This is a genomic window from Bacillus sp. FSL R5-0603 (assembly GCF_038050295.1).
Taxonomy (GTDB): domain Bacteria; phylum Bacillota; class Bacilli; order Bacillales; family Bacillaceae; genus Bacillus; species Bacillus subtilis.
In genome coordinates this window covers 1931253-1951351 of sequence record NZ_JBBOYP010000001.1, presented here as the reverse complement: position 1 = coordinate 1951351, position 20099 = coordinate 1931253, and the positions used below count along the sequence as shown (strand labels likewise).

General features: G+C 39.3%; 21 protein-coding genes and 3 pseudogenes. 16 read left to right on the top strand and 8 right to left on the bottom strand.

Annotation, left to right across the window (positions count from 1 at the left end; all coding sequences use genetic code 11):
* Window positions 1–57: 57 nt before the first annotated feature.
* Window positions 58–930, top strand: a complete 873-nt coding sequence (locus tag NYE56_RS09665; protein WP_341283789.1) for a LysR family transcriptional regulator — start codon at window positions 58–60, stop codon at window positions 928–930.
* Window positions 931–1051: 121 nt separating this feature from the next.
* Here the strand turns inward: NYE56_RS09665 and NYE56_RS09660 are convergent, their stop codons facing one another.
* The 3 genes and pseudogenes from NYE56_RS09660 to NYE56_RS09650 all read right to left on the bottom strand — a co-directional run bounded on the left by NYE56_RS09660 (window position 1052) and on the right by NYE56_RS09650 (window position 2697).
* Window positions 1052–1846 (bottom strand): DUF817 domain-containing protein, encoded by a 795-nt coding sequence (locus tag NYE56_RS09660; RefSeq protein WP_041849916.1) that lies wholly within the window; start codon window positions 1844–1846, stop codon window positions 1052–1054.
* 126 nt (window positions 1847–1972) lie between these two features.
* A pseudogene (locus NYE56_RS09655) lies at window positions 1973–2205 on the bottom strand (helix-turn-helix domain-containing protein).
* A gap of 9 nt (window positions 2206–2214) precedes the next feature.
* Window positions 2215–2697: a DUF2975 domain-containing protein gene (locus NYE56_RS09650; protein ID WP_015251949.1), complete on the bottom strand. Its 483-nt coding sequence runs from the start codon at window positions 2695–2697 to the stop codon at window positions 2215–2217.
* 346 nt (window positions 2698–3043) lie between these two features.
* Between NYE56_RS09650 and NYE56_RS09645 the strand changes: the two genes are divergently transcribed.
* The 8 genes and pseudogenes from NYE56_RS09645 to NYE56_RS09610 all read left to right on the top strand — a co-directional run bounded on the left by NYE56_RS09645 (window position 3044) and on the right by NYE56_RS09610 (window position 7580).
* Window positions 3044–3955 carry a VanW family protein gene (locus NYE56_RS09645; RefSeq protein ID WP_015714063.1) on the top strand — a complete coding sequence of 304 codons (912 nt, stop codon included), beginning with the start codon at window positions 3044–3046 and terminating at the stop codon, window positions 3953–3955.
* Between the two features lie 101 nt (window positions 3956–4056).
* On the top strand, window positions 4057–4554 hold the full coding sequence (locus NYE56_RS09640; protein ID WP_341283788.1) for a hypothetical protein: 498 nt from the start codon (window positions 4057–4059) through the stop codon (window positions 4552–4554).
* Between the two features lie 104 nt (window positions 4555–4658).
* Window positions 4659–4836, top strand: a pseudogene (locus NYE56_RS09635) (hypothetical protein); the annotation flags it as partial.
* 56 nt (window positions 4837–4892) lie between these two features.
* Window positions 4893–5042 (top strand): annotated as a pseudogene (locus tag NYE56_RS09630) (YoaP domain-containing protein); the annotation flags it as partial.
* A 39-nt stretch (window positions 5043–5081) separates the two neighbouring features.
* Window positions 5082–5237 (top strand): hypothetical protein, encoded by a 156-nt coding sequence (locus tag NYE56_RS09625; protein ID WP_341283787.1) that lies wholly within the window; start codon window positions 5082–5084, stop codon window positions 5235–5237.
* A gap of 24 nt (window positions 5238–5261) precedes the next feature.
* Entirely contained in the window at window positions 5262–5750 is a 489-nt protein-coding gene (locus tag NYE56_RS09620) for a DUF4944 domain-containing protein (protein ID WP_341283786.1), read from the top strand.
* Window positions 5751–5872: 122 nt separating this feature from the next.
* Complete coding sequence (gene oxdD, locus NYE56_RS09615; protein ID WP_268555316.1) at window positions 5873–7051, top strand: oxalate decarboxylase; 1179 nt, start codon at window positions 5873–5875, stop codon at window positions 7049–7051.
* Window positions 7052–7274: 223 nt separating this feature from the next.
* Entirely contained in the window at window positions 7275–7580 is a 306-nt protein-coding gene (locus NYE56_RS09610) for a membrane protein (protein WP_004399414.1), read from the top strand.
* Between the two features lie 336 nt (window positions 7581–7916).
* Here the strand turns inward: NYE56_RS09610 and NYE56_RS09605 are convergent, their stop codons facing one another.
* Together NYE56_RS09605 and NYE56_RS09600 are read right to left on the bottom strand one after the other, a co-directional pair.
* Window positions 7917–8600 (bottom strand): SOS response-associated peptidase, encoded by a 684-nt coding sequence (locus NYE56_RS09605; protein ID WP_341283785.1) that lies wholly within the window; start codon window positions 8598–8600, stop codon window positions 7917–7919.
* A 256-nt stretch (window positions 8601–8856) separates the two neighbouring features.
* Window positions 8857–9894 carry a polysaccharide lyase family 1 protein gene (locus tag NYE56_RS09600; RefSeq protein ID WP_286316286.1) on the bottom strand — a complete coding sequence of 346 codons (1038 nt, stop codon included), beginning with the start codon at window positions 9892–9894 and terminating at the stop codon, window positions 8857–8859.
* A 172-nt stretch (window positions 9895–10066) separates the two neighbouring features.
* Between NYE56_RS09600 and NYE56_RS09595 the strand changes: the two genes are divergently transcribed.
* Both NYE56_RS09595 and exlX read left to right on the top strand, forming a co-directional pair.
* On the top strand, window positions 10067–10744 hold the full coding sequence (locus tag NYE56_RS09595; protein ID WP_341283784.1) for a YoaK family protein: 678 nt from the start codon (window positions 10067–10069) through the stop codon (window positions 10742–10744).
* Window positions 10745–11013: 269 nt separating this feature from the next.
* The gene (gene exlX, locus NYE56_RS09590) at window positions 11014–11712 is read left to right on the top strand and encodes an expansin ExlX (RefSeq protein ID WP_341283783.1); all 699 of its coding nucleotides are present in this window, start codon (window positions 11014–11016) and stop codon (window positions 11710–11712) included.
* 36 nt (window positions 11713–11748) lie between these two features.
* On the opposite strand, the gene hpaB is transcribed toward exlX, so the two are convergent.
* Window positions 11749–13200, bottom strand: a complete 1452-nt coding sequence (gene hpaB, locus NYE56_RS09585) for a 4-hydroxyphenylacetate 3-monooxygenase, oxygenase component (RefSeq protein ID WP_124048222.1) — start codon at window positions 13198–13200, stop codon at window positions 11749–11751.
* Window positions 13201–13523: 323 nt separating this feature from the next.
* Here hpaB and NYE56_RS09580 point away from each other — a divergent pair, with 323 nt between their 5' ends.
* Complete coding sequence (locus NYE56_RS09580) at window positions 13524–15209, top strand: methyl-accepting chemotaxis protein (protein ID WP_268555312.1); 1686 nt, start codon at window positions 13524–13526, stop codon at window positions 15207–15209.
* Between the two features lie 114 nt (window positions 15210–15323).
* Here the strand turns inward: NYE56_RS09580 and NYE56_RS09575 are convergent, their stop codons facing one another.
* Window positions 15324–15617 carry a YozQ family protein gene (locus NYE56_RS09575; protein WP_014477001.1) on the bottom strand — a complete coding sequence of 98 codons (294 nt, stop codon included), beginning with the start codon at window positions 15615–15617 and terminating at the stop codon, window positions 15324–15326.
* Between the two features lie 43 nt (window positions 15618–15660).
* Window positions 15661–15783, bottom strand: a complete 123-nt coding sequence (locus tag NYE56_RS09570) for a hypothetical protein (protein ID WP_014477000.1) — start codon at window positions 15781–15783, stop codon at window positions 15661–15663.
* Window positions 15784–16030: 247 nt separating this feature from the next.
* Here NYE56_RS09570 and NYE56_RS09565 point away from each other — a divergent pair, with 247 nt between their 5' ends.
* The 4 genes from NYE56_RS09565 (at window position 16031) to NYE56_RS09550 (ending at window position 20064) form a co-directional block, all read left to right on the top strand.
* The gene (locus NYE56_RS09565; RefSeq protein WP_257475318.1) at window positions 16031–16156 is read left to right on the top strand and encodes a hypothetical protein; all 126 of its coding nucleotides are present in this window, start codon (window positions 16031–16033) and stop codon (window positions 16154–16156) included.
* A 317-nt stretch (window positions 16157–16473) separates the two neighbouring features.
* Window positions 16474–17469, top strand: coding sequence for a LacI family DNA-binding transcriptional regulator (locus NYE56_RS09560; RefSeq protein WP_038829997.1), 996 nt, complete (start codon window positions 16474–16476; stop codon window positions 17467–17469).
* Between the two features lie 481 nt (window positions 17470–17950).
* Window positions 17951–18880, top strand: coding sequence for a sugar phosphate isomerase/epimerase family protein (locus tag NYE56_RS09555; protein ID WP_341283782.1), 930 nt, complete (start codon window positions 17951–17953; stop codon window positions 18878–18880).
* A 17-nt stretch (window positions 18881–18897) separates the two neighbouring features.
* Window positions 18898–20064, top strand: a complete 1167-nt coding sequence (locus tag NYE56_RS09550; protein WP_341283781.1) for a Gfo/Idh/MocA family protein — start codon at window positions 18898–18900, stop codon at window positions 20062–20064.
* The last annotated feature ends 35 nt before the right edge of the window (window positions 20065–20099 follow it).

The following is a 20099-nucleotide window of genomic DNA, read 5'->3' as shown; positions in this document are numbered from 1 at the left end:
CATATGTTACATTTATGTATAACTGAAATACATTTTTATTATTGGGGGTATAACCAAATGGTTATGAATATGAACCATGTTCACATATTTGTAAAAGTCGGGGAGAAATTAAATATTACAGAAGCGGCAAAAGAATTGTTCATCTCTCAGCCGGCGGTAAGTAAAGCGATAAAAAACCTGGAGAGCTCACTGCAGCTCAAATTATTGATCAGGGATAAACATCATGGTTTAATGCTGACTGACATCGGAAAAGAAATATTGCTGCTGGCGAGGCAAATGAAGGGAATTGAAAGCAAAATATATCAAGTAGCCAACCGGGAAAACAAGCTGTTAAACGGGAAGGTGAAAATTGGTTCATTTCCTGCAGTTTCAACAAATATCATGCCACAGGCGATTGCGGCATTCAGATCAAACTACCCGCTGATCCGCATAGAATTGATCGAAGGAACCTCTGGCCAAATAAAAGGATGGGTTGAAGATCGGACGGTTGATATCGGGATCGCAGCATCTCCATTTGAACCGTTTGAAAATCAGCTATTGTGCAACGACTATATGGTGGCCGTCATCCCGCCACAGCGTGACGAATTAAAACTTGAAAAGCATGTCGACCTTGAAACATATCAAGATGACCTCATTTTTTGTAAAGGCGGTCATGAAATCGCGATGTCAAACGCATTTTCGCAATACAACATCGAATTAAAGGAAAACTTAACTGTGCAAAATGCCGAAACCTTGATTAATATGGTCAAAAATAACTTGGGTATCGGCATTATTTCAAACTTTACACTTTCATCCGTCCCGCATCAATTGATTAAAAAGGACATCTTTCCTAGGGTCACACGCGATATTGGCGTCATCGCACATTCATTTGAAGAGATAACGCCGGCGGCGCATGAGTTTGTCAAAGTGTTGAAAGCAGTTGTAATCTGAATCAGTTATCGTGTTGCGATGAAATTTGAAGAAGATGAATACTCACCGGCAGAGTTACATAAAGAAAAAAGCAACCATTTGAACGTTGCTTTTCACTCTATTGGGACCTTGTATGCGTATGCTAAGAAAAAGATTCATCCATCTCTGCCTTTGTGGGACTCTGCTCCTTAACTTGTTTTAATGATGCTACTATAAGAAAGCTAACAATCACTAGCAAGAGCCATGAACTTACCTTTCCAAGGTGTACGAGACTCCATGTATCGATTTGGTTTGGATATTTCCAAGCTCCAAAAAACGTAGCGATATTTTCCGCTATCCATATAAAAAATCCGATGAGTACAAAAGAAAGTGCGAGCGGCATACGGTAACGAGCTCCATTCACCTCGTATGTAACCCATGTTTGCCAAAAGACAATGATGACAAGCCCTGATAACCACCATCGAATGTCTATAGAAAAATGGTGGGTGAAAAAATTCAAATAAATCGCTGCGGCAAGCGGAACAACTGCAAAAAAAGACGGCCACTTAACCAGTTCAACCTTAAGCCTTCTCCATGCCTGGCACAAATAACTGGCTACACTTGCGTACATAAAGCCGCTATACAAAGGTACTCCAAATATTTTGGAGTATCCTTCTTCTGGATAAGACCAGGAGCCCATATGGACTTTAAAAAGTTCCAGAGCAAGCCCAATAAGGTGGAATAATGTGATCACTTTTAATTCATCCCGTGTTTCAAGACCGGAACGCACCATCCACAATTGCATGAGAACGCAGATAATGAGCAGCCAGTCATATCGCGGCAAGAAGGGCAGTGGGATGATTTGCGTAATAGCCAAAGAGGCAAAAATAACGGCAGGAAACAAACATGAAAGGGCTTGTTCCCAGCCAAAAAGAACGATTTGTTTTATTGCTCTCATGATGTATGCCTCCTCCATAGTTGTGTTCTTCGTGTATGGAAGGGACGCTTAGTATAGCAGCTAGATGGATATAAGTTTATGTCCATAAGCTCACCGCCAATCACTTTATTTTTCTGTTGATCTTACCTATTTTTTTACGAATCCTGTGTGTCTTCATCACTTCGGTATTCCAATATATCCCCGGGCTGACATTCTAAAGCCTTGCAAATCGCTTCTAAAGTTGATAATCGAATAGCCTTTGCTTTTCCGTTTTTCAATATCGAAAGATTAGCCATGGTGATGCCAACTCTCTCTGAAAGCTCTGTTACGCTCATTTTCCTCTTAGCAAGCATCACATCAATGTTGATAATAATCGCCATGTCATCACCTCAGACCGTTAAGTCATTTTCTGATTTTATATCTATCGCTTCTTTTAACAGTTTTTGAAGAACAGCAGCAAAGACCGCAATCACCATTGAAGCAAAAATAATAACCAATCCGATCACAATGATACCCGGGGCGTCGTCTATCTCGGCCATCAGATAAAAGACAGGCATGCCTGCTGCGTAAAAGATACTGATAGTGACTGCGCAATATTTTATATTCTTCAAAGCTCTTACAGACAAACCCGAGAAAGCTTTGTTTTTGTCAATATAGCTTAAAAGTTTGAACGCTTGATAAAGAGCAAAGTAAAAAGGTATCGCCGTTACATACAAATAGATGAAAACGAGATATTTTATATAAGCGATATTTGGAAATAATTCTGCTGAATAGTTGGCTATCTTAGGCACTAAAAAAATGCATAAAGCAAGAATTGGAATTCCAATAAGAACCAAAGCTATCTTTAAAAAAATTGTCGACATTCGATTCATAACAAGCACCTCATTTATTTGTTGTCTAATTGAATGTAACAAAAAATTTATCGTTTCTCAATAAAAAAATATTGAAATGAATTGATTTGTTGTTGTTATAGGAGACCCTTTTCATTTTTGACAAGACAAAAAAGCATCCCTCATCACTGGGAGATGCTGAACTACTTCAAACTTGCCGACTGAATGAACCGTGTGCCTCAGTGAGCTCAGGGATCGGTGTGAACATAAAGCTAAGCTCTTTTATGAAGGTTTTTATCAACGTCTAAAGATTCAAACAAACGATGGGAAGAAATACATCAAAGGATAAGCGGCTGTTCATACTAATGATCGGGAGGTAAACCGACTTATGATACAAATTTTGATCACTGGTCTTTTTTTATTGGCTCAGCCGAGTGAGCCGCAGGACAGTTTAACGGTCACACAGCAAGGACGGACGATTGCCACTGTTAACCGTGAAGACTTTACAATGCCTCTTCCCGGCACTCCAATGGTTGACTATGAAAAATACAGTAAATTCATCAAACAGCTTGATCAGAAAGTGTACCGTGAGCCGATAAATGCTGTCCTTAACGATCATGGAAGCATCGTCCCGGGCAGGGTTGGCTACAAACTGTATCAACAGGCGTTTATGGAAAAGTTTTATGCGTATTTTTATGGGCAAGGTCCCTCCAAGATAGAAGTGCCGGAAATGAACATTTATCCGAAAGTTGACAGCGAGCTGCTAGCTCACATCAGTACGCAGCAGCTTGGTCAGTACGTGACGTATTTTAACTCAAGCAATAAAAGCCGTTCACACAATATTTCTCTTTCTGCAAAAGCAATCGACAATCACGTTGTTTTCCCTAATGAGACGTTTTCGTTTAACCAAGTTGTGGGAATGAGAACTCGGAACAAAGGATATAAAAGTGCACCCATTATTGTAAAAGGGGAGTTGTCTGAAGGTGTAGGAGGAGGAATTTGTCAGGTGTCCTCAACTCTATTTAATGCAGTCGATCGTGCAGGACTGCAGATCGTTCAGCGCTATTCTCATACTAGAAGTGTACCATATGTACCGCCCGGACGGGATGCGACGGTAAGCTGGGGAGGTCCTGACTTTCGCTTTCAAAACCAATATAACCAACCAATCTTAATTCGGGCAAAAAGGTATGGGGGAAGTATGATTATTACGCTATACTCTTCTGATGTGATAAACAGCAAATTGAGAAAAATCCCCAAAGCTCCATCTCGGATACCGAAAGAAATAAATGCAGAGCAGTAAAGACAAAACCTCAGGTAAGGTTTTGGTTAAGAGAGCTTGTAGATTGCTCAAAATCAATTCTTTAAGGAACGGCCAGTGAAAAGGAAGGAGGGATAAATGAAGTGAAAAGGGTATTATTTTCTGTAATTGTTTTTACAGCAGTTGGATTTACGTTTTGCCAATCAAAAGCGCATGCCCTGACTTTTACGGTGTTGCCTATTACACAAAAAACAGACCAGTGGTCAGTAAAAGTAAGTGAAGCAAAAAATGTAAATGAATTTGCGAGACCTCAAAAAGGAGAATATCAAGTATATTCCTTGGAAGTCAAAAATATAGGGGGAAAAGCAGCTACAGTGGATGTGCAATTGTATAGAAATGATCCTGATTCAATCACAAGGTTTTCACTTTTTGGATGCCCCGATGAAAATTATGTCAAACCAAAAGAAGATTCTAAAATGTTAGCTAAAAGTTTAAATGATGGCTCACCGCTGAAGTTCAATCATTTTATGCTGGCGGATAAAGCCTCTGAATTAGAGGTTGTCATTATTTGGACACAGAAGGGGCAAGAAGGACGCAATTTAAAACAGACCTTTAAATTCACTGAAGATGGCGTTAATTAGACAGTAAAGATGGAATGGCTTTGATGATTCGATCTCTTACTTTGCCTGAGGAAAAAACGAAAATAATTGTTGGAAAACCAATCATAGCTGAGTCAAATGTCAAAGTGACTGTGATTTATGACTATAGAGAAGAACCAGAGGAGGCTTTTTGGATACACTTATCCGATGGGAGTGAAATGTTTCTCGATGATCACAAAGTCTTTATGAAATACGAATAGAGACTTTGTGACTGACTGCGCATTTCAGCTTAACATTTTACCGATAATGACAGTAACACCTAAATAAGTGCAGCCCGTTCATTATTAAAAAACTCTAATTTCGAAATTTTCAGAGTTTAATTTCAGTCAATTCAGTTATCATCGAAAGAAGAGGCACAAAAGTCACCAGCCATTTGGACAACTTTTAGCGTTTTTTTTGATGGGAGATTTGTGACTCACGAGATCATGAGTATAAATAAATTTGAAAAATTACTTAATACACTAGCTTGATTTTTAATAATAAAAAGCCATTTTAAGGTTCTTGACTCAATGAAACAAAAAATGCATTTAAGAGCTGTTATACGTTTTAAATTTGTCTTTAGAGAGCGCTTTAATTTAAGTCAAAAGTTTAGACAGTCATCTGTTAGATCATTAGCCCTTTTTTATTTTCTTTTCGGTAACATTTTGATCATATTTTCCTACTAAAGAGTTAGGGAAGTGGGGAAAAGCATGAGAAAAAAGAACAATATTAAGAAATGGCTATTGATCATTGCTGGATTCTTGATCATCTGCATCATCACATTATTTGTAATGGTGTCAGGAAACAAAGTGAAATATGAAGGCAGCGGGAAAAGCGGACTGTGGATGTCTAACCTTGAAAAATCAGACAAAACTTCAATTGGACCCAATTATTTTCTAAATCTGTATTGGCAGGGGAGTAAGAAGGACGAAAAGTGGACTGTTGTTGAAAGAATTACTCTGTATGTAGATGGCGAAGAGTATCAAGATGATAACGTAGATGAGTACGACTTATCAGAGTACACAGGTGATGAAATGCCGGGTGGGGGACGCATGGAGGACCATATCGCCACCTTTGATTATATGCCTGAAGATGAAGTGATAGGACATGATGTATTAGTGAAAGTGGAGTGGAAGACAGGCCAGAAAAAACAGACAGAAGAAATCAAATTACATAAGAAGCCATGGTATAAAAAATAGCTTATTTGATGTATTTGTGATCACATTGGTGGTCACTTTTTTATTTGCGGATTCCTAGGCACAGCAATCTAAGATTCTGCATAGGCTGAAATAAAATCTTGTTCATTTCTAAAACGAGGTGCATGCTGTTGGAACAACAACCAATCAACCATGAAGACAGAAACGTGCCGCAGCCTATTCGAAGTGATGGAGCTGGAGCTATTGATGCAGGCCCGCGAAATATAATGCGGGATATTCAAAATCCGAATATACTTGTTCCGCCTGTTACAGATGAGGGTATGATTCCTAACTTGAGATTTTCATTCTCAGACGCTCCTATGAAATTAGATCATGGCGGCTGGTCAAGAGAAATCACCGTAAGACAGCTTCCGATTTCGACTGCGATTGCAGGTGTAAACATGAGCTTAACTGCGGGAGGCGTCCGCGAGCTTCATTGGCATAAGCAAGCGGAGTGGGCTTATATGCTTTTGGGACGGGCACGTATCACCGCTGTTGACCAAGACGGACGAAATTTCATTGCTGATGTTGGTCCCGGCGACCTTTGGTACTTCCCGGCAGGAATTCCGCATTCGATACAGGGATTGGAACACTGCGAGTTTCTGCTCGTATTCGATGATGGAAACTTTTCTGAGTTTTCAACGTTAACCATTTCAGATTGGCTTGCACACACACCAAAAGACGTTCTGTCTGCAAATTTCGGTGTCCCGGAGAATGCTTTCAACTCTCTTCCGTCTGAGCAAGTCTATATTTACCAAGGGAATGTGCCGGGATCAGTCGCCAGTGAAGACATTCAGTCACCATATGGAAAAGTCCCCATGACCTTTAAACACGAGTTGTTAAATCAACCCCCAATTCAAATGCCAGGGGGGAGTGTACGAATTGTGGATTCTTCTAACTTCCCAATTTCAAAAACGATAGCCGCTGCACTTGTTCAGATTGAGCCTGGCGCGATGAGAGAGATTCATTGGCATCCCAATAGCGATGAGTGGCAATATTATCTAACAGGACAGGGACGAATGACGGTATTTATCGGAAATGGGACTGCCCGCACATTTGATTATAGAGCAGGCGACGTTGGATACGTGCCTTCTAATGCTGGACACTATATACAAAACACTGGTACAGAAACATTATGGTTTTTAGAAATGTTCAAAAGTGACCGCTATGCAGATGTGTCACTCAATCAGTGGATGGCATTGACGCCTAAAGAATTAGTGCAAAGCAACTTGAATGTTGGATCAGTCATGCTTGATTCTCTGCGTAAGAAGAAAGTGCCTGTTGTGAAATATCCCAGTACGTAAAGACGTAACAGATCACACAGCTGCCCCTCATATCTTTTTAAAGTAAATAGAGCTGAATTTTGGCCTGTGTTTTATTAAATCCCTATATATACGTTATGTAGGGTTTTTCTGCTTGAATCGTATTGTAATGAGCTTTAAAATGTTAATGTGGAAATGATAACCATTCGATAAGATTCAATGGCCGATTTCTACCAGTTTGATTGGCTTTAAAGGAGGACAAGAAATGAAAGCACTCATATTTTTATCCAGTTTGACTGCCATTGGGAGCTCTATATTGGGGCGATGGTTAGGGATGCTGGATGATTCTTATGCTGTTGGCGATGCTTGGTTTATAGGTGTTTTAGCTGGATTGATTTCACTTCTAATATTGATTGACAGTCAAACGATGACAAAGAATTACATAGTAAGTTTAAGTACAATACTAGGCATTCTTGGAGTGGGATTTATATATTTTCCAGCTGCATTCATCAACATATTATTAAGTATTACACTGGATAAACAAAAGAAAGAAGACCTTCATGTAAGATGAAAAAAATTTCATTTAATTCTTAGGAGGGAAAGTGTATGGATTTACCTCTATGGGCTTATATCATATTTACAATCACAGGTGCGGCAGGTTTCATAAGTTTAATGTGGTTCAGTTTTTTTGCTGACAAAATAGAAAAGTGAAGCGATTTTATAAAAATGTAAACTATTTTATATGAAAGGGATAACATTGCTTATTTAAGTTTACATAATAAAATTATTTCAAACTGATGCTAAAAATAACTAATTGATCTATGTACTAAATATTCATAATTACTAGAGGGATTGGCACCTAAGGAACAAAGCGATTTGACAAGTTCTTGCTAGAGAATTTCAATCACTACATATGATTTTCTGCATCAAGAAGCTCAGCTGAATTATTTTTGGGTGAATTTACTAATGATGAAACCTGGTATGCTTCCATGTCATCAGCATCATAAGGCAGCAGCAAACTTTGCAGATAATCAGGGCTTGTATTTTTGGAGTTAAGCCACTCCTTTTCATGATCATGGGCCAATATAACCGGCATTCGGTCGTGTATATCTTTCATGAACTCATTAGGCTCAGTTGTTATGATGGTGCAGGTATAAAGAGGATCTCCTTGATGTGTGCTCCACTTTTCATATAAGCCAGTAAACGCAAAAAGAGCAGATGATTTCAATTTGATCCGCATTGGGATTTTGGTTTTGGAATCAAGCCGTTTCCATTCATAAAAACTGTCTGCTGGTATGATGCAGCGTTTGCTGACAAGCGGTCTTCGAAAGGCCGGTTTCTCGGTAATTGTTTCGGCTCGAGCATTGATCATTTTATAACCGATCTTTTCATCTTTTGCCCAAGGTGGAATAAGTCCCCATCTAAGCTTGCCTAAGCGATTATTTGATCCATCATTGATGATTGCAAGGATGTTTTGTGATGGTGCGACATTATAGCTTGGCTGGTATTCACCTTTAGGAAAAAAATGATCGATGTCAAACTGGTCAATAATATCATCAAATGCAGAGTACAAAGTAAACCTGCCGCACATATCCATCATCCTTTTTAGGGGTTTTTGAATAGTTTGTGGGACGAACGTTCATTTAATACAGGTCCTGAACAATGATTTCTTTTCACTTGCGATAAACTGGTATAATAAGAAAGCCAGTTAAGAAGTTATTGTGGAAAAGAACATATGCTTTTTGGTTTGACCGACGCTGGATCTTGATAGAATTACAAGGATCGCTTAAAAATAGCCTATAGTATAAAAAGAGGCACAGCGTTTTTAACGCAGGGCCTCTTTTATATCAGTAGCCAAATACCAGAGTTGTACTTTGTGATCCGGCATATTTCGTGACAAATTCTTTTGTATATTCCGGCGTTTGGACACGATAGCTATAGTTTGACCCGGGATTCCAAGAAGTCAGCGGAGAGGTTTGCTTGTTGAGTGATGGATAGCTGCCTATGTCTTTGAAATAACCAGTGCCCTTGTCGTCAAGGATGCCGCCTTTTTCACTGCCTTTCCCAAAGTAATTATATTCGGAATATATTTTTGCTTTTGTAGCAATTGTAATCGCCTGGTTAAAATTATTGCTGTAATTGTTTTTAACATGAAAGTAACCGTATCTCATCAGACCTGGGCCTCTAACATACAAGTTCTCAAAATAATTATTGGCGATTGTCATGTGAGGGTAGCCGTCATATTGATGCTGAGAATCATCCGGGTATCCTAAAATCAAACCGTATTTATGATTCGCAAATTTTGAGTTGCTGATCGTGATATAATCTGCGGATTTTCCGATATACACGAGTTTGTCCAAATCGCTTCCGCTTGCATTATAGCTATGACCCGAGAATGTGACGTGATCAATCCAATAGTTCATACCGGAATCTAAATAAAGCTGGATATCATTATTTCCGTTAATCTGCGGACTGTGTTCAAACGTTAAATTTTGAAAAATGACATTTCCAGAAGCTGATGAAGTTGTTAAATAAATATTTTTCAGCGTTTTTTTCGCGTAAGAGCCCACGAGTGTTTTATTTGAGCCAATGGTAACTGTTGTTTTCGCAGATGCGGAAAGATCATTTTGAAGCACTAAAATTTTCGGAGTGGATCCTCCTAGATGGGTTTTTAAATCATTTACGCTTTGAATGTAAACAATCTGCCCGTTTTTTCCACCCGTTGTGCCCGTTTTAGAGATGCCTTTTTCATTTTTGGCATTTCCGGCAAAACCTAAAAGGCCATTTGTTGAGGTATTCGGAAAATCGACTGCACCTAATGCTTTTCCAGGCAAGAGAACCAAAAACAAGCTAAAGACGGTGAACCATAAAAAAAGTCGTTTCATCACAATATGCTTCCTTTCAATTTTAATTTCCTTGCGGGGATTATTATTACAGTTAATGGAAAGGAATGATAGGTTCTATCTTCCTAATTAATGTTGGGTTACTTAAAAAATAGAGATTGCGCCAAAAGAAGACATACTAACAATTGAAATAGAAGAAAGGATTGATACACCGTTGACTACAGCAGCTTATCGAAACACCTTGCTATCACTTTTATGTTTAACAGCTGGAATCGTGGATGTAATCGGGTATTTAAGCCTGGGACATGTGTTCACAGCTAATATGACTGGAAACATTGTATTATTGGGGTTAGCTATCGGCAAATCCATTCAGGTCACTGTTTTTAATTCCTTGACTGCGCTAATCGGATTTATATGCGGCGTGATCATTGCTACATTGATGGTCGGAAAGGCGGAAAATACCCTTTGGCCTTCTGCTGTGACAAAAGCCCTCGCACTTGAAGCATTCATTTTGTTTGTCTTTGCTTGTCTTTCTTTTTACCGGGCATTTGTTCCTGTGCACATTCTAATTATACTCATGAGCATTTCTATGGGGATTCAAACTACAGCAGCAAAAAAACTGGGGATTGCAGGTATTTCTTCAACTGTGTTGACCGGCACTTTGGCTTCTCTTTTAGAGGATATATCCGGCCGTTTGTTTTTTAAGAAGCAAAAGAAGACTTTCTTAAGAGATACTGTGTTAAGAGCACTGGCTATTATTTTGTATTGTGTAGGGGCTATTATTGTTGCTCTGGCTGAGCCTGATTTTTATCACTTCATTATTTGGGTTCCGATTGTGCTGATCTTTGGCATCATGATGACAGCTAAGTTGAAACTGAGCGGGGAAAAATAGCTTTTCCTGTATAGCTGTTATCAGGCCAACAGCCTGTTTCATTTCGTTATTGAAGTGCGAATTTTGAGAGGGAAAAATAAGACATTCGGCTGAAGTGCACATTCGTTCATTTGTATTGGCTTTTTCATAAGTACCTACATTTGATATATGAATGATAGTGAATTTGCCTTAAAATCATCTATGAATCTATTTCCTCTTTCAAACCAGATGGATTGAGTCTTATAATGATAATGATTCTCATTTGAAGTCTGGTTTGAGGAGGACCAAATATGAAAAAGATCATGAGTGCATTTGTTGGTATGGTTTTGTTGACGATCTTCTGTTTTTCCCCGCAAGCTTCGGCAGCATATGACGACCTGCATGAAGGTTATGCAACGTATACAGGGTCAGGTTATTCAGGAGGAGCTTTCCTGCTGGATCCCATTCCTTCCGATATGGAGATTACTGCAATAAATCCGGCGGATCTCAATTACGGAGGAGTAAAAGCAGCACTTGCCGGCTCTTATTTGGAAGTTGAAGGGCCAAAAGGGAAAACAACCGTATATGTTACTGATCTTTATCCCGAAGGCGCTCGGGGAGCTCTTGATCTGTCACCTAATGCCTTCCGTAAAATCGGCAATATGAAAGACGGAAAAATCAATATTAAATGGCGTGTTGTCAAAGCCCCAATCACCGGCAATTTCTCGTACCGGATCAAAGAAGGCAGCAGCAGGTGGTGGGCAGCAATCCAAGTCAGAAATCACAAGTATCCTGTTATGAAAATGGAATATGAAAAGGATGGTAAGTGGATCAACATGGAGAAAATGGACTATAACCATTTTGTGAGTACGAATTTAGGTACAGGCTCTCTCAAAGTCAGAATGACTGACATCCGCGGAAAAGTTGTGAAAGACACCATTCCAAAGCTGCCTGAAAGCGGAACGTCCAAAGCCTATACAGTACCGGGCCATGTTCAGTTTCCTGAATAAAAAATACGAAACAGCGGATCTTTTCCCGCTGTTTTTTCATTGTTCTGCATCTGCATGTAAAAATGTTTTAATCATGTTCAACTGCTCCTGCTTTGGATAACTGGTATACAGCCTGCTTGAAATCCGAATAGGATCTCCGAAAAAGTATCTTTCATAGTGAGTTTGTCTAGTTCCGAATGAACTCATTGTTAAATCCCATGCCAAACGGAAAATTTTCACACGCTCTTCAGCATTTGTATTGGTTGCTTGAAGATATTGGTCAAGATCTTCCCGTATCTCTGAGTCAAATGCATTTTCGGTAGGCAGTGTCACCATTCCGCTAGCTCCAATTAATTGTATGATTTCAGTAAATCGAGGATATAGCTTAGGAATGATCGTACTGATGACTTGAAGAGGAATTAAACAGGGGCGCATATAGCCGAATTCATCTAACTGAGCATCATTTTCCGATTTGTCAATGAGGGCTTTGATTGTTTCCAATCCCACAATGATTTCTGAGAGTTTTTCTTGGATGTGCTGGTATTCGGAAACATTAATGGTGTCGACAAGAAGCTGTGCAACACCTAATAGAAATTCAATTTTTATCATTTGCCTAATGACAACCTGGTGAAAGGTAAAGGCATGAAAAGAGCTTTTTGTCATAAAATCTTTAGCTGCTTCCACATTATCGTAAAAAAACACACGATTCCACGGCACTAACACATGATCAAAAACCACAATTGAATCCATTTCTTCATACCTTGAGCTTAAGGGATGATTAAAGGAAGAGTCGCTTAATACAAATGATTCTCTTGTGATGAATTTTACGCCTTTTGTATTAGAAGGGATTGAAAAAGCATAAGCTTCATCTGTTTCAAAGAAAAATTTAGGCGCTGAAAAAACCAAGATTTCATCGGTCAATCCGCCTTGTGTTGCAAGCAGTCGTGCGCCATGAATCATTAAACCTTTTTCGGTTCTATCAATGACTTTAGCAGATATCGGTTTTTCACTTTGCCCAAAATAGGACTGTGACCGGTTCACTTGCGGAGTAATGAAAGTATGGGTAAAAGAGAGGTCATGTTTAGCAGCTTGTTCATACATATCTAGTATATGTTCAGGAAAGCAATTCTCTTTATCTTTTAGAAGCTCCGCTGACGAAGCAAAGCTCATCATAACCGTATTCATGTAGTCCGGACTTCTCCCCATCATTCCATGAGTATGTCTAGCCCAATGTTCAATCATGGTCCTTCTTTTTTTTAAATCATTTTTGGTTTTAGGCTGGAGATAGGAAAGGCCGATTCGATTATGATCTCCAGGAAGGCAATAAGTCATTTCATGTATTAACTCATCCTTTGTTTGCAATTCATAAAGTGAGCTTTTTGTTTTGATTATTCCTTTAAATGCAGGATGCTCAGAAATGTTACCCTTTATTTTTTCGCCATCATACCATATTTCGTTTTCTAGTTTATTCAATCGGTCAATGAATTCTTTACCATTGATGATCCCCATTTAAGTTTCGCTCCTTCATATTATGCTGCGTATTGTATTATATTTTCGAGAAAACAGCCGGTTCAGCCAATTTGAGGTGGGAAAAGCCTTTTTTAGAAAAACGAATAAGAGTGACTTACATACCGCAAAAGACTGCAAATTTTACTTAAGGTTTTTCTGTAAATTCAGAGACGTAAAGAATTTGTTTATTCATATAAAATAGCACTATAAAACTTGATAACACGTGTCGATATTATGGACATGAGCGTAAACGAATTGGATTCAAACGCGCTTGAACATATTTTATTTCAGCCATTACATTGTGCGGAAAGGGAAAACGACACATGAAAGTGAAAACAAAATTGCTGGGGATTATATCAATATTAGTTGTTTCAATTATTGGAATTGGAGGCTCCTCAGTATTTATGATTTCTTCTACTGTGAAAAAGAATGAAGAACTTAAAGACAAAATGGAATTCCAAAAAGAGATAAAACACATCCAATATGAATTGACCGGGTTATCAAATGATGAAAGAGGCTTCTTGATTACAGGAGACAAAGAATACGACGAGGGTATGAAGGAAAAAGCAGACGATGTCTTAAAGAGCCTTGATCGGGTTAATGACTTGATTGATGAAGAGAGATATCAATCAAATATCGAAGACATTAAGACAAGTTTTACTCAGTATAGAGCTTTGAATCAGCAAGTAGTAACAGCCTACTCTTCAGATCCGAAAAAAGCAGAAACCATCCATTTTGGAGAAGAAAGAACACTAAGAAAAGAAGGCGTAGACCCGGCTGTCAATAAGCTGTCTGATCGCCTGGATCAAGAGGTGGAGGATTTAAAAGATGAAATACGAGGCAATGGGAAAATGAGCCAATGGCTCATCATCATTGTCACCGGGATATCAGTTATATTAGGCGTTGTTTTAAGCATAATGCTGTTAAAGTCCATAATGGTGCCCCTAAGAAGCATAAATAAGCAGCTGGAGGAAATTGCACACGGCGACGCTGATTTAACCAAAAAAGTCACTGTGAAAAATAAAGATGAATTTGGCCAGCTTGCCCAATCGTTTAATTCTTTTACTCATTCATTAACTCAAATTGTGAAGCAGATCAGCAGCTCATCTGAACAAGTTGCCGCTTCCTCCGAAGAATTATCGGCAAGCGCAGAAGAATCGAAATCAACATCTGAACATATTTCCCGAGCCATGCAGATGGCTGCCGAAAGCAATGTGAAGCAAAGCTCAATGACAGAAAAGAGTGCGGAATCCATCACTGAATTATTAGACAGTATATCATCAGTCGCTTCAAATACAGGGAACATAGCGGATCTTTCTTCTTCGATGAGAGACAAGGCTGAAATAGGCTCTAAGTCCGTCAACAAGATGTTAGATCAGATGAAATTCATTGATAAATCTGTAGATTCAGCCGGCAATGGATTGCAAACATTGGTAGCGAGCACAGCAGAAATCAGCGATATCTCTTCGCTTATCACGACGATTTCAGAGCAGACAAATTTGTTGGCACTAAATGCAGCGATCGAGGCGGCCAGAGCCGGAGAGCAAGGAAAAGGATTTGCTGTGGTGGCAGAAGAAGTTCGGAAGTTGGCGGATGAAACAAATAAATCTGCAAACCACATCCAATCGGTGGTAGCGACCATCCAAAATGAATCGATAGAAACGGTAAATAATATTAAGGTTGTTCAAGAAAATGTGAGCTCAGGCATTGTTCTTTCTCAAGAGGCAACAGGAAATTTCAATGAAATACTGAACCTTGTGGAACAGGTCACTTCTCAAATACAAGAAGTCGCAGCGGCAACTCAACAGCTTACATCAGGCGTTGAAGTGATTCAGCACACAGTTCATACATTGGCCGCTGGAACAAAAGAAACGTCTGCAAATACAGAAGCGGTTGCAAATTCATCACAGGAACAGCTTCATTCAATGGGGGAAATCTCCTATGCCGCAGAATCTCTATCTCAGTTGGCAGAAGAACTTCAAACCGTCATTAACCGTTTTAAATATTAAACAGGCTACTTACGTGCAACCCCCATCCTATTCGGTGGGGGTTGGCTCTTTTACTGTGGTTGTTTCTAAAAACAGAGCTAACTGACTTCTTTTAAGTTAGCTCCGTTTGTATGGTTAGTCCAAATTTTGATCGATCGTCCCTTCAAAATAGTCATCGCTGACCTGTTCATGAGTTTCAGCTAATCCTTTTTCTAATTGCGTGCTTCCTTTATAATCTGAGGGCTCAAAGTATTTCCCGGCAACATCTGTTGTGTCATTTTTGTTTTCTTTGTTATGAGTTTGTGTTTCAGTGTTTACACTTTCTGTCTCAGTATTGCTGCTTATAGATTGCTGAAAATCATATTCCTTGTCTAATGAAGAAAATCTTTTATAATCATCAGGTCTGTCTGCACCGTTTTTTTGAGTCACTTTACTTCCTCCAGATTATTGATATTTTAGTGGGGGTAAGAACTTATTTCGTTCTTTTAGGATCAGAACCATGTTTTTTAGGATCATCTGCTTTAAAAGCTGTTTCAGTCTCATGGTCATTTCTCATTTGTTCAATACTTGAATTTTGAATTCCCTTTTTACTCATTGGTTTCACTCCTTTACGAAAAGTGTTGAATATCAACTCTTCTTATTCTGTCTGTTAGGCAGGTATTCATTCGCTTTTTTTCGTTGACTCTTCCCCATTAGGAAAAGAGCCAGTTATGCCAGGCGTGCATTTGATTTTTGAAACCTTTTGTTAGTACATTGCGTATATGAAGAGGCTGTATAGAACTGGGAACAAATTTGTTAAGGTGAGTAACATTCTTTCTTATCATAAAGGGGAGATATGGGAGATGAGTCTGGTGAAAAATGGAGATTCGATAAAGGTTGTATTTGTGTTTCAAAAAAACGAACAGATTGAAGAAGTTGAGCTTAACTCAGCGCAGCTGTCTGCTTTATTACACTCAAAACAGGTATGAATCGAAACATTCAGCCAGAACCTCAAAATTGAAAACACCGTTTGGTCTTACGTCAATCGTCAAGTATCTTTGCAAGTTTACTTAAAATAGAAAATGGTGTTTTGATTGAGAGGATTAGCAGCGATATTATTTGCTTAATGTGTCTTTATCCGTTAATGGGTCAGATAGGGGCTGGACAAGATATTGCAATGCTTCATAAAGTTAAAAAAGATTATTGAAATCTTCACAGTTATCTTTACAATAGCCTATATAGAGCGCTTTCCAAATCGTGCATTTTTTAGCTGGTTACTTGTATGGAGAAAGAGGTTTTTAGCAAAATGAAAACTACAATCTACGATGTTGCAGAAAAAGCCGGCGTGTCCATTTCAACAGTTTCAAAAGTGATCAATCATCAGCCGGTCGGGATGAAATCGAAACAAAAAGTGCTAGATGCCATGCAAGAGCTGAATTATAAACCAAGTGTGCTCGCTTCAGCATTAACAGGGAAACGGACTTCGACAATAGGATTTCTTTTACCGGACATAGCTAATCCTCTGATTGCAGAAATGGCACGGAGAGTAGAGGATCGGGCACACGAATATGGATTCAATGTCGTCATTTGCAGTACGGATTTCAAGTCAGAGAAGGAAGAGAGATACGTCTCCTTATTAAGGCAGAAGCGTGTTGACGGGTTTATTTTAGCTGGGGGGTTTAGGAATAAACAGGTTATTCATGAGTTAATCAGCGATAACATTCCTGTTATCCTTCTTTCGGAATCACAGCCATACTCATCTCTTACAACGGTTACAGTTGATAATTTCTTGGGAGGGTATGAATTAACAGCATATTTAATTTCGCTTGGCCACTCAAGGATTGCGGTGATTGCAGAAGACAATGCAAGCAGCAGAGAACGAATTCGCGGATATTCACAGGCATTACAAGAGTCTGATCTTGATATTCACGAAGATCTGATTGTTGTAACAGATTCAACGGCCGAGTCTGCACAGTCTTTAGCCTCTTCATTATTACAATCTTCAAATCCGCCCACAGCTATGATTTGTTGTAATGATATCTTAGCAATTGGTGCGCTCCTTGCAGCAAGGGAGGAACATGTGTTGGTTCCTGAAGAACTTTCTATCACAGGCTTTGATAATACACTGATATCAAAAAGTAGTGATCCCCCTTTGACAACAGTTGAAGTGCCTGTGCAAAGCATGTGTTCACAGGCAGTGGATTTACTAATTGATGAAATAGAAGGAAAAGCCTCTGAAAAACAAAAAATTTTAGTATTGCCGAAATTAATTGTCCGAAAATCAACAAGCCGTTTTCATTAAAGACGTGTGTTCCAAATCAATAATATTTGTTTAGCAGCTGGAAAGTCCCCGCTGCTTTTTTGTGTTTCACCATAGAATGACAAAAGGGAAGCAAGAAAAACTCAAAAAACAACATTGATAGGTCGGAATATCCTTTTTTAAAGTGGAAGGTGTATATATATTGGTATATTGTTGATTATTTTCTGAAAGGAATTTCAAAAAAACGTTTACAAAATATATTGAATATTATACAATCAACTCACAAAATATAAAGCGCTTTCTATATGCAGGGATATAATTAGTAAAAAAGAAATCTATTTGCTTTTAAAAACGGAGTGTAAAGCGCTTTATATGATTTGTTTCCGGTTATAGTTAAAGTGCACGATTAAGAAGAGAAGATCAACTCGGAGAACCGAAATGAACGTACTTTTAAATCCAGTTAAAAGAAAGCGCTTTATTTTTTGGTTGCGATTCATAATTCATTTGATTAGAGGTGCTTTGGATGAGTATTCACATTGCTGGCGCGCCGTGCTGCTGGGGCGTTGACGATCCGAAAAATCCTTATCTTCCTCCATGGGAAAGAGTGCTGCAAGAAGCATCACAAGCTGGTTATAAAGGGATTGAGTTAGGTCCATACGGCTATATTCCGATGGATATCGAACGTGTCCAAGCAGAGCTTTTGAAAAACGATTTATCCATTATTGCCGGTACGATTTTTGATGATTTAGTATCAGAGTCGCACTTAGGAAATTTGCTGGAGCAAGTTGATGAGATTTGTTCTCTGATTACAAAACTACCTTTCTCTTTTCAGGATAAAGAGGAGCGCTTTCGCTTTTCACCTCCTTATTTGGTCCTGATTGACTGGGGGCATGACGAAAGAGATTATAAGGCGGGGCGTCCTGATCAAGCGAAACGGTTATCTAAAAAGGAATGGAACCGTATGATGTCTCATATTCGGACAATTGCGGAACGGGCGTGGAAGCAATATGGCGTACGAGCCGTCATCCATCCTCATGCAGGGGGATATATTGAATTCGAGGATGAGATTCAGCAATTACTAAAAGATATACCATACGATATTGCGGGGCTTTGTCTTGATACAGGACATTTATATTATTCAAAGATGGATCCGGAACAATGGCTGCGGGACTATGCGGACCGTGTAGACTATATCCATTTTAAAGACATTGATGAACATGTTTATCAACAAGTAATGGGTGAGCATATCCGCTTTTTTGATGCTTGTGCAAAGGGAGTCATGTGTCCGATAGGCCAAGGAATTATTGATTATGAAGCGATTTACAAGTTGCTAAAAGACATTCACTATCACGGCTATATTACGATTGAGCAAGAACGTGATCCGAGAAACTCTGATACTAGTTTAAGAGATGTCAGTCAAAGCCTTGCCTATTTAAAAAATGTTGGTTACTAGTGAGGGAGGAATCAAAAATGATTAATGGTGAAAAAAAGGTAGATAGACCGATACGCTGGGCAATGGTAGGAGGCGGCCGGGGAAGTCAAATTGGATACATTCATCGCTCGGCTGCCTTGCGTGATCATCACTTTCAGTTGGTTGCAGGGGCATTTGACATCAATCCGGAACGGGGAAAAGATTTTGGGATGAAACTTCATGTTACTCCGGAACGCTGCTACTTGGATTTCCAGAAAATGTTTGAAGAAGAAGCGAAACGAGAAGACGGTATTGAAGCTGTTTCTATCGCAACTCCAAACGGCACTCATTATGAAATTTGTAAGGTGGCCCTGAATGTCGGTTTGCATGTTGTATGTGAAAAGCCTCTTTGTTTCACGTTTGAAGAAGCAAAAGAGCTTGAGAATTTGGCAAAGAAAAAGAACAGAGTTGTCGGCATTACATATGGTTATTCTGGGCATCAAATGATTGAACAGGCGCGCCAGATGATCGCAAATGGAGAGTTGGGTGACATCAGAATTATTAATATGCAATTTGCACATGGTTTTCACTCAGATCCTGTAGAAATGAATAATCCAAGCACGAAATGGCGTGTAGACCCGAAATTTGCCGGTCCGAGCTACGTGTTAGGAGACTTAGGAACTCATCCGTTATTTTTATCAGAAATCATGATTCCGGAACTGAAAATAAACAAACTGTTATGTACTCGCCAGAGCTTTGTAAAAAGCAGAGCGCCTCTTGAAGATAATGCATATACGATTATGGAATACGATAATGGGGCGGTCGGCACGGTGTGGTCTTCATGTGTAAATGCCGGATCAATGCATGGCCAGAAAATTCGTGTGGTCGGTTCTAAAGCAAGTATTGAATGGTGGGATGAACAGCCTAACCAGCTGCGTTTTGAAATACAGGGAAAACCTGTACAGATTTTAGAGCGCGGAATGGGATATTTATACCCGGAAGCATTACAAGATGACCGTATTGGAGGCGGCCATCCAGAAGGTCTATTTGAAGCGTGGTCGAATCTTTATTCCCGATTCGCTGTTGCTATGGAAGCTGCTGATCGAGGGAAAGAATTGGAGCACATGTGGTATCCAGGAATTGAAGCGGGTGTGGAAGGTGTACGCTGGGTGGAAAACTGCGTTCGATCCGCGGATAAAGGCGCAGTATGGGTGGACTATCAATAACATGTAGCGATTGTAAGTCCTTTTAAAAGGAGGAG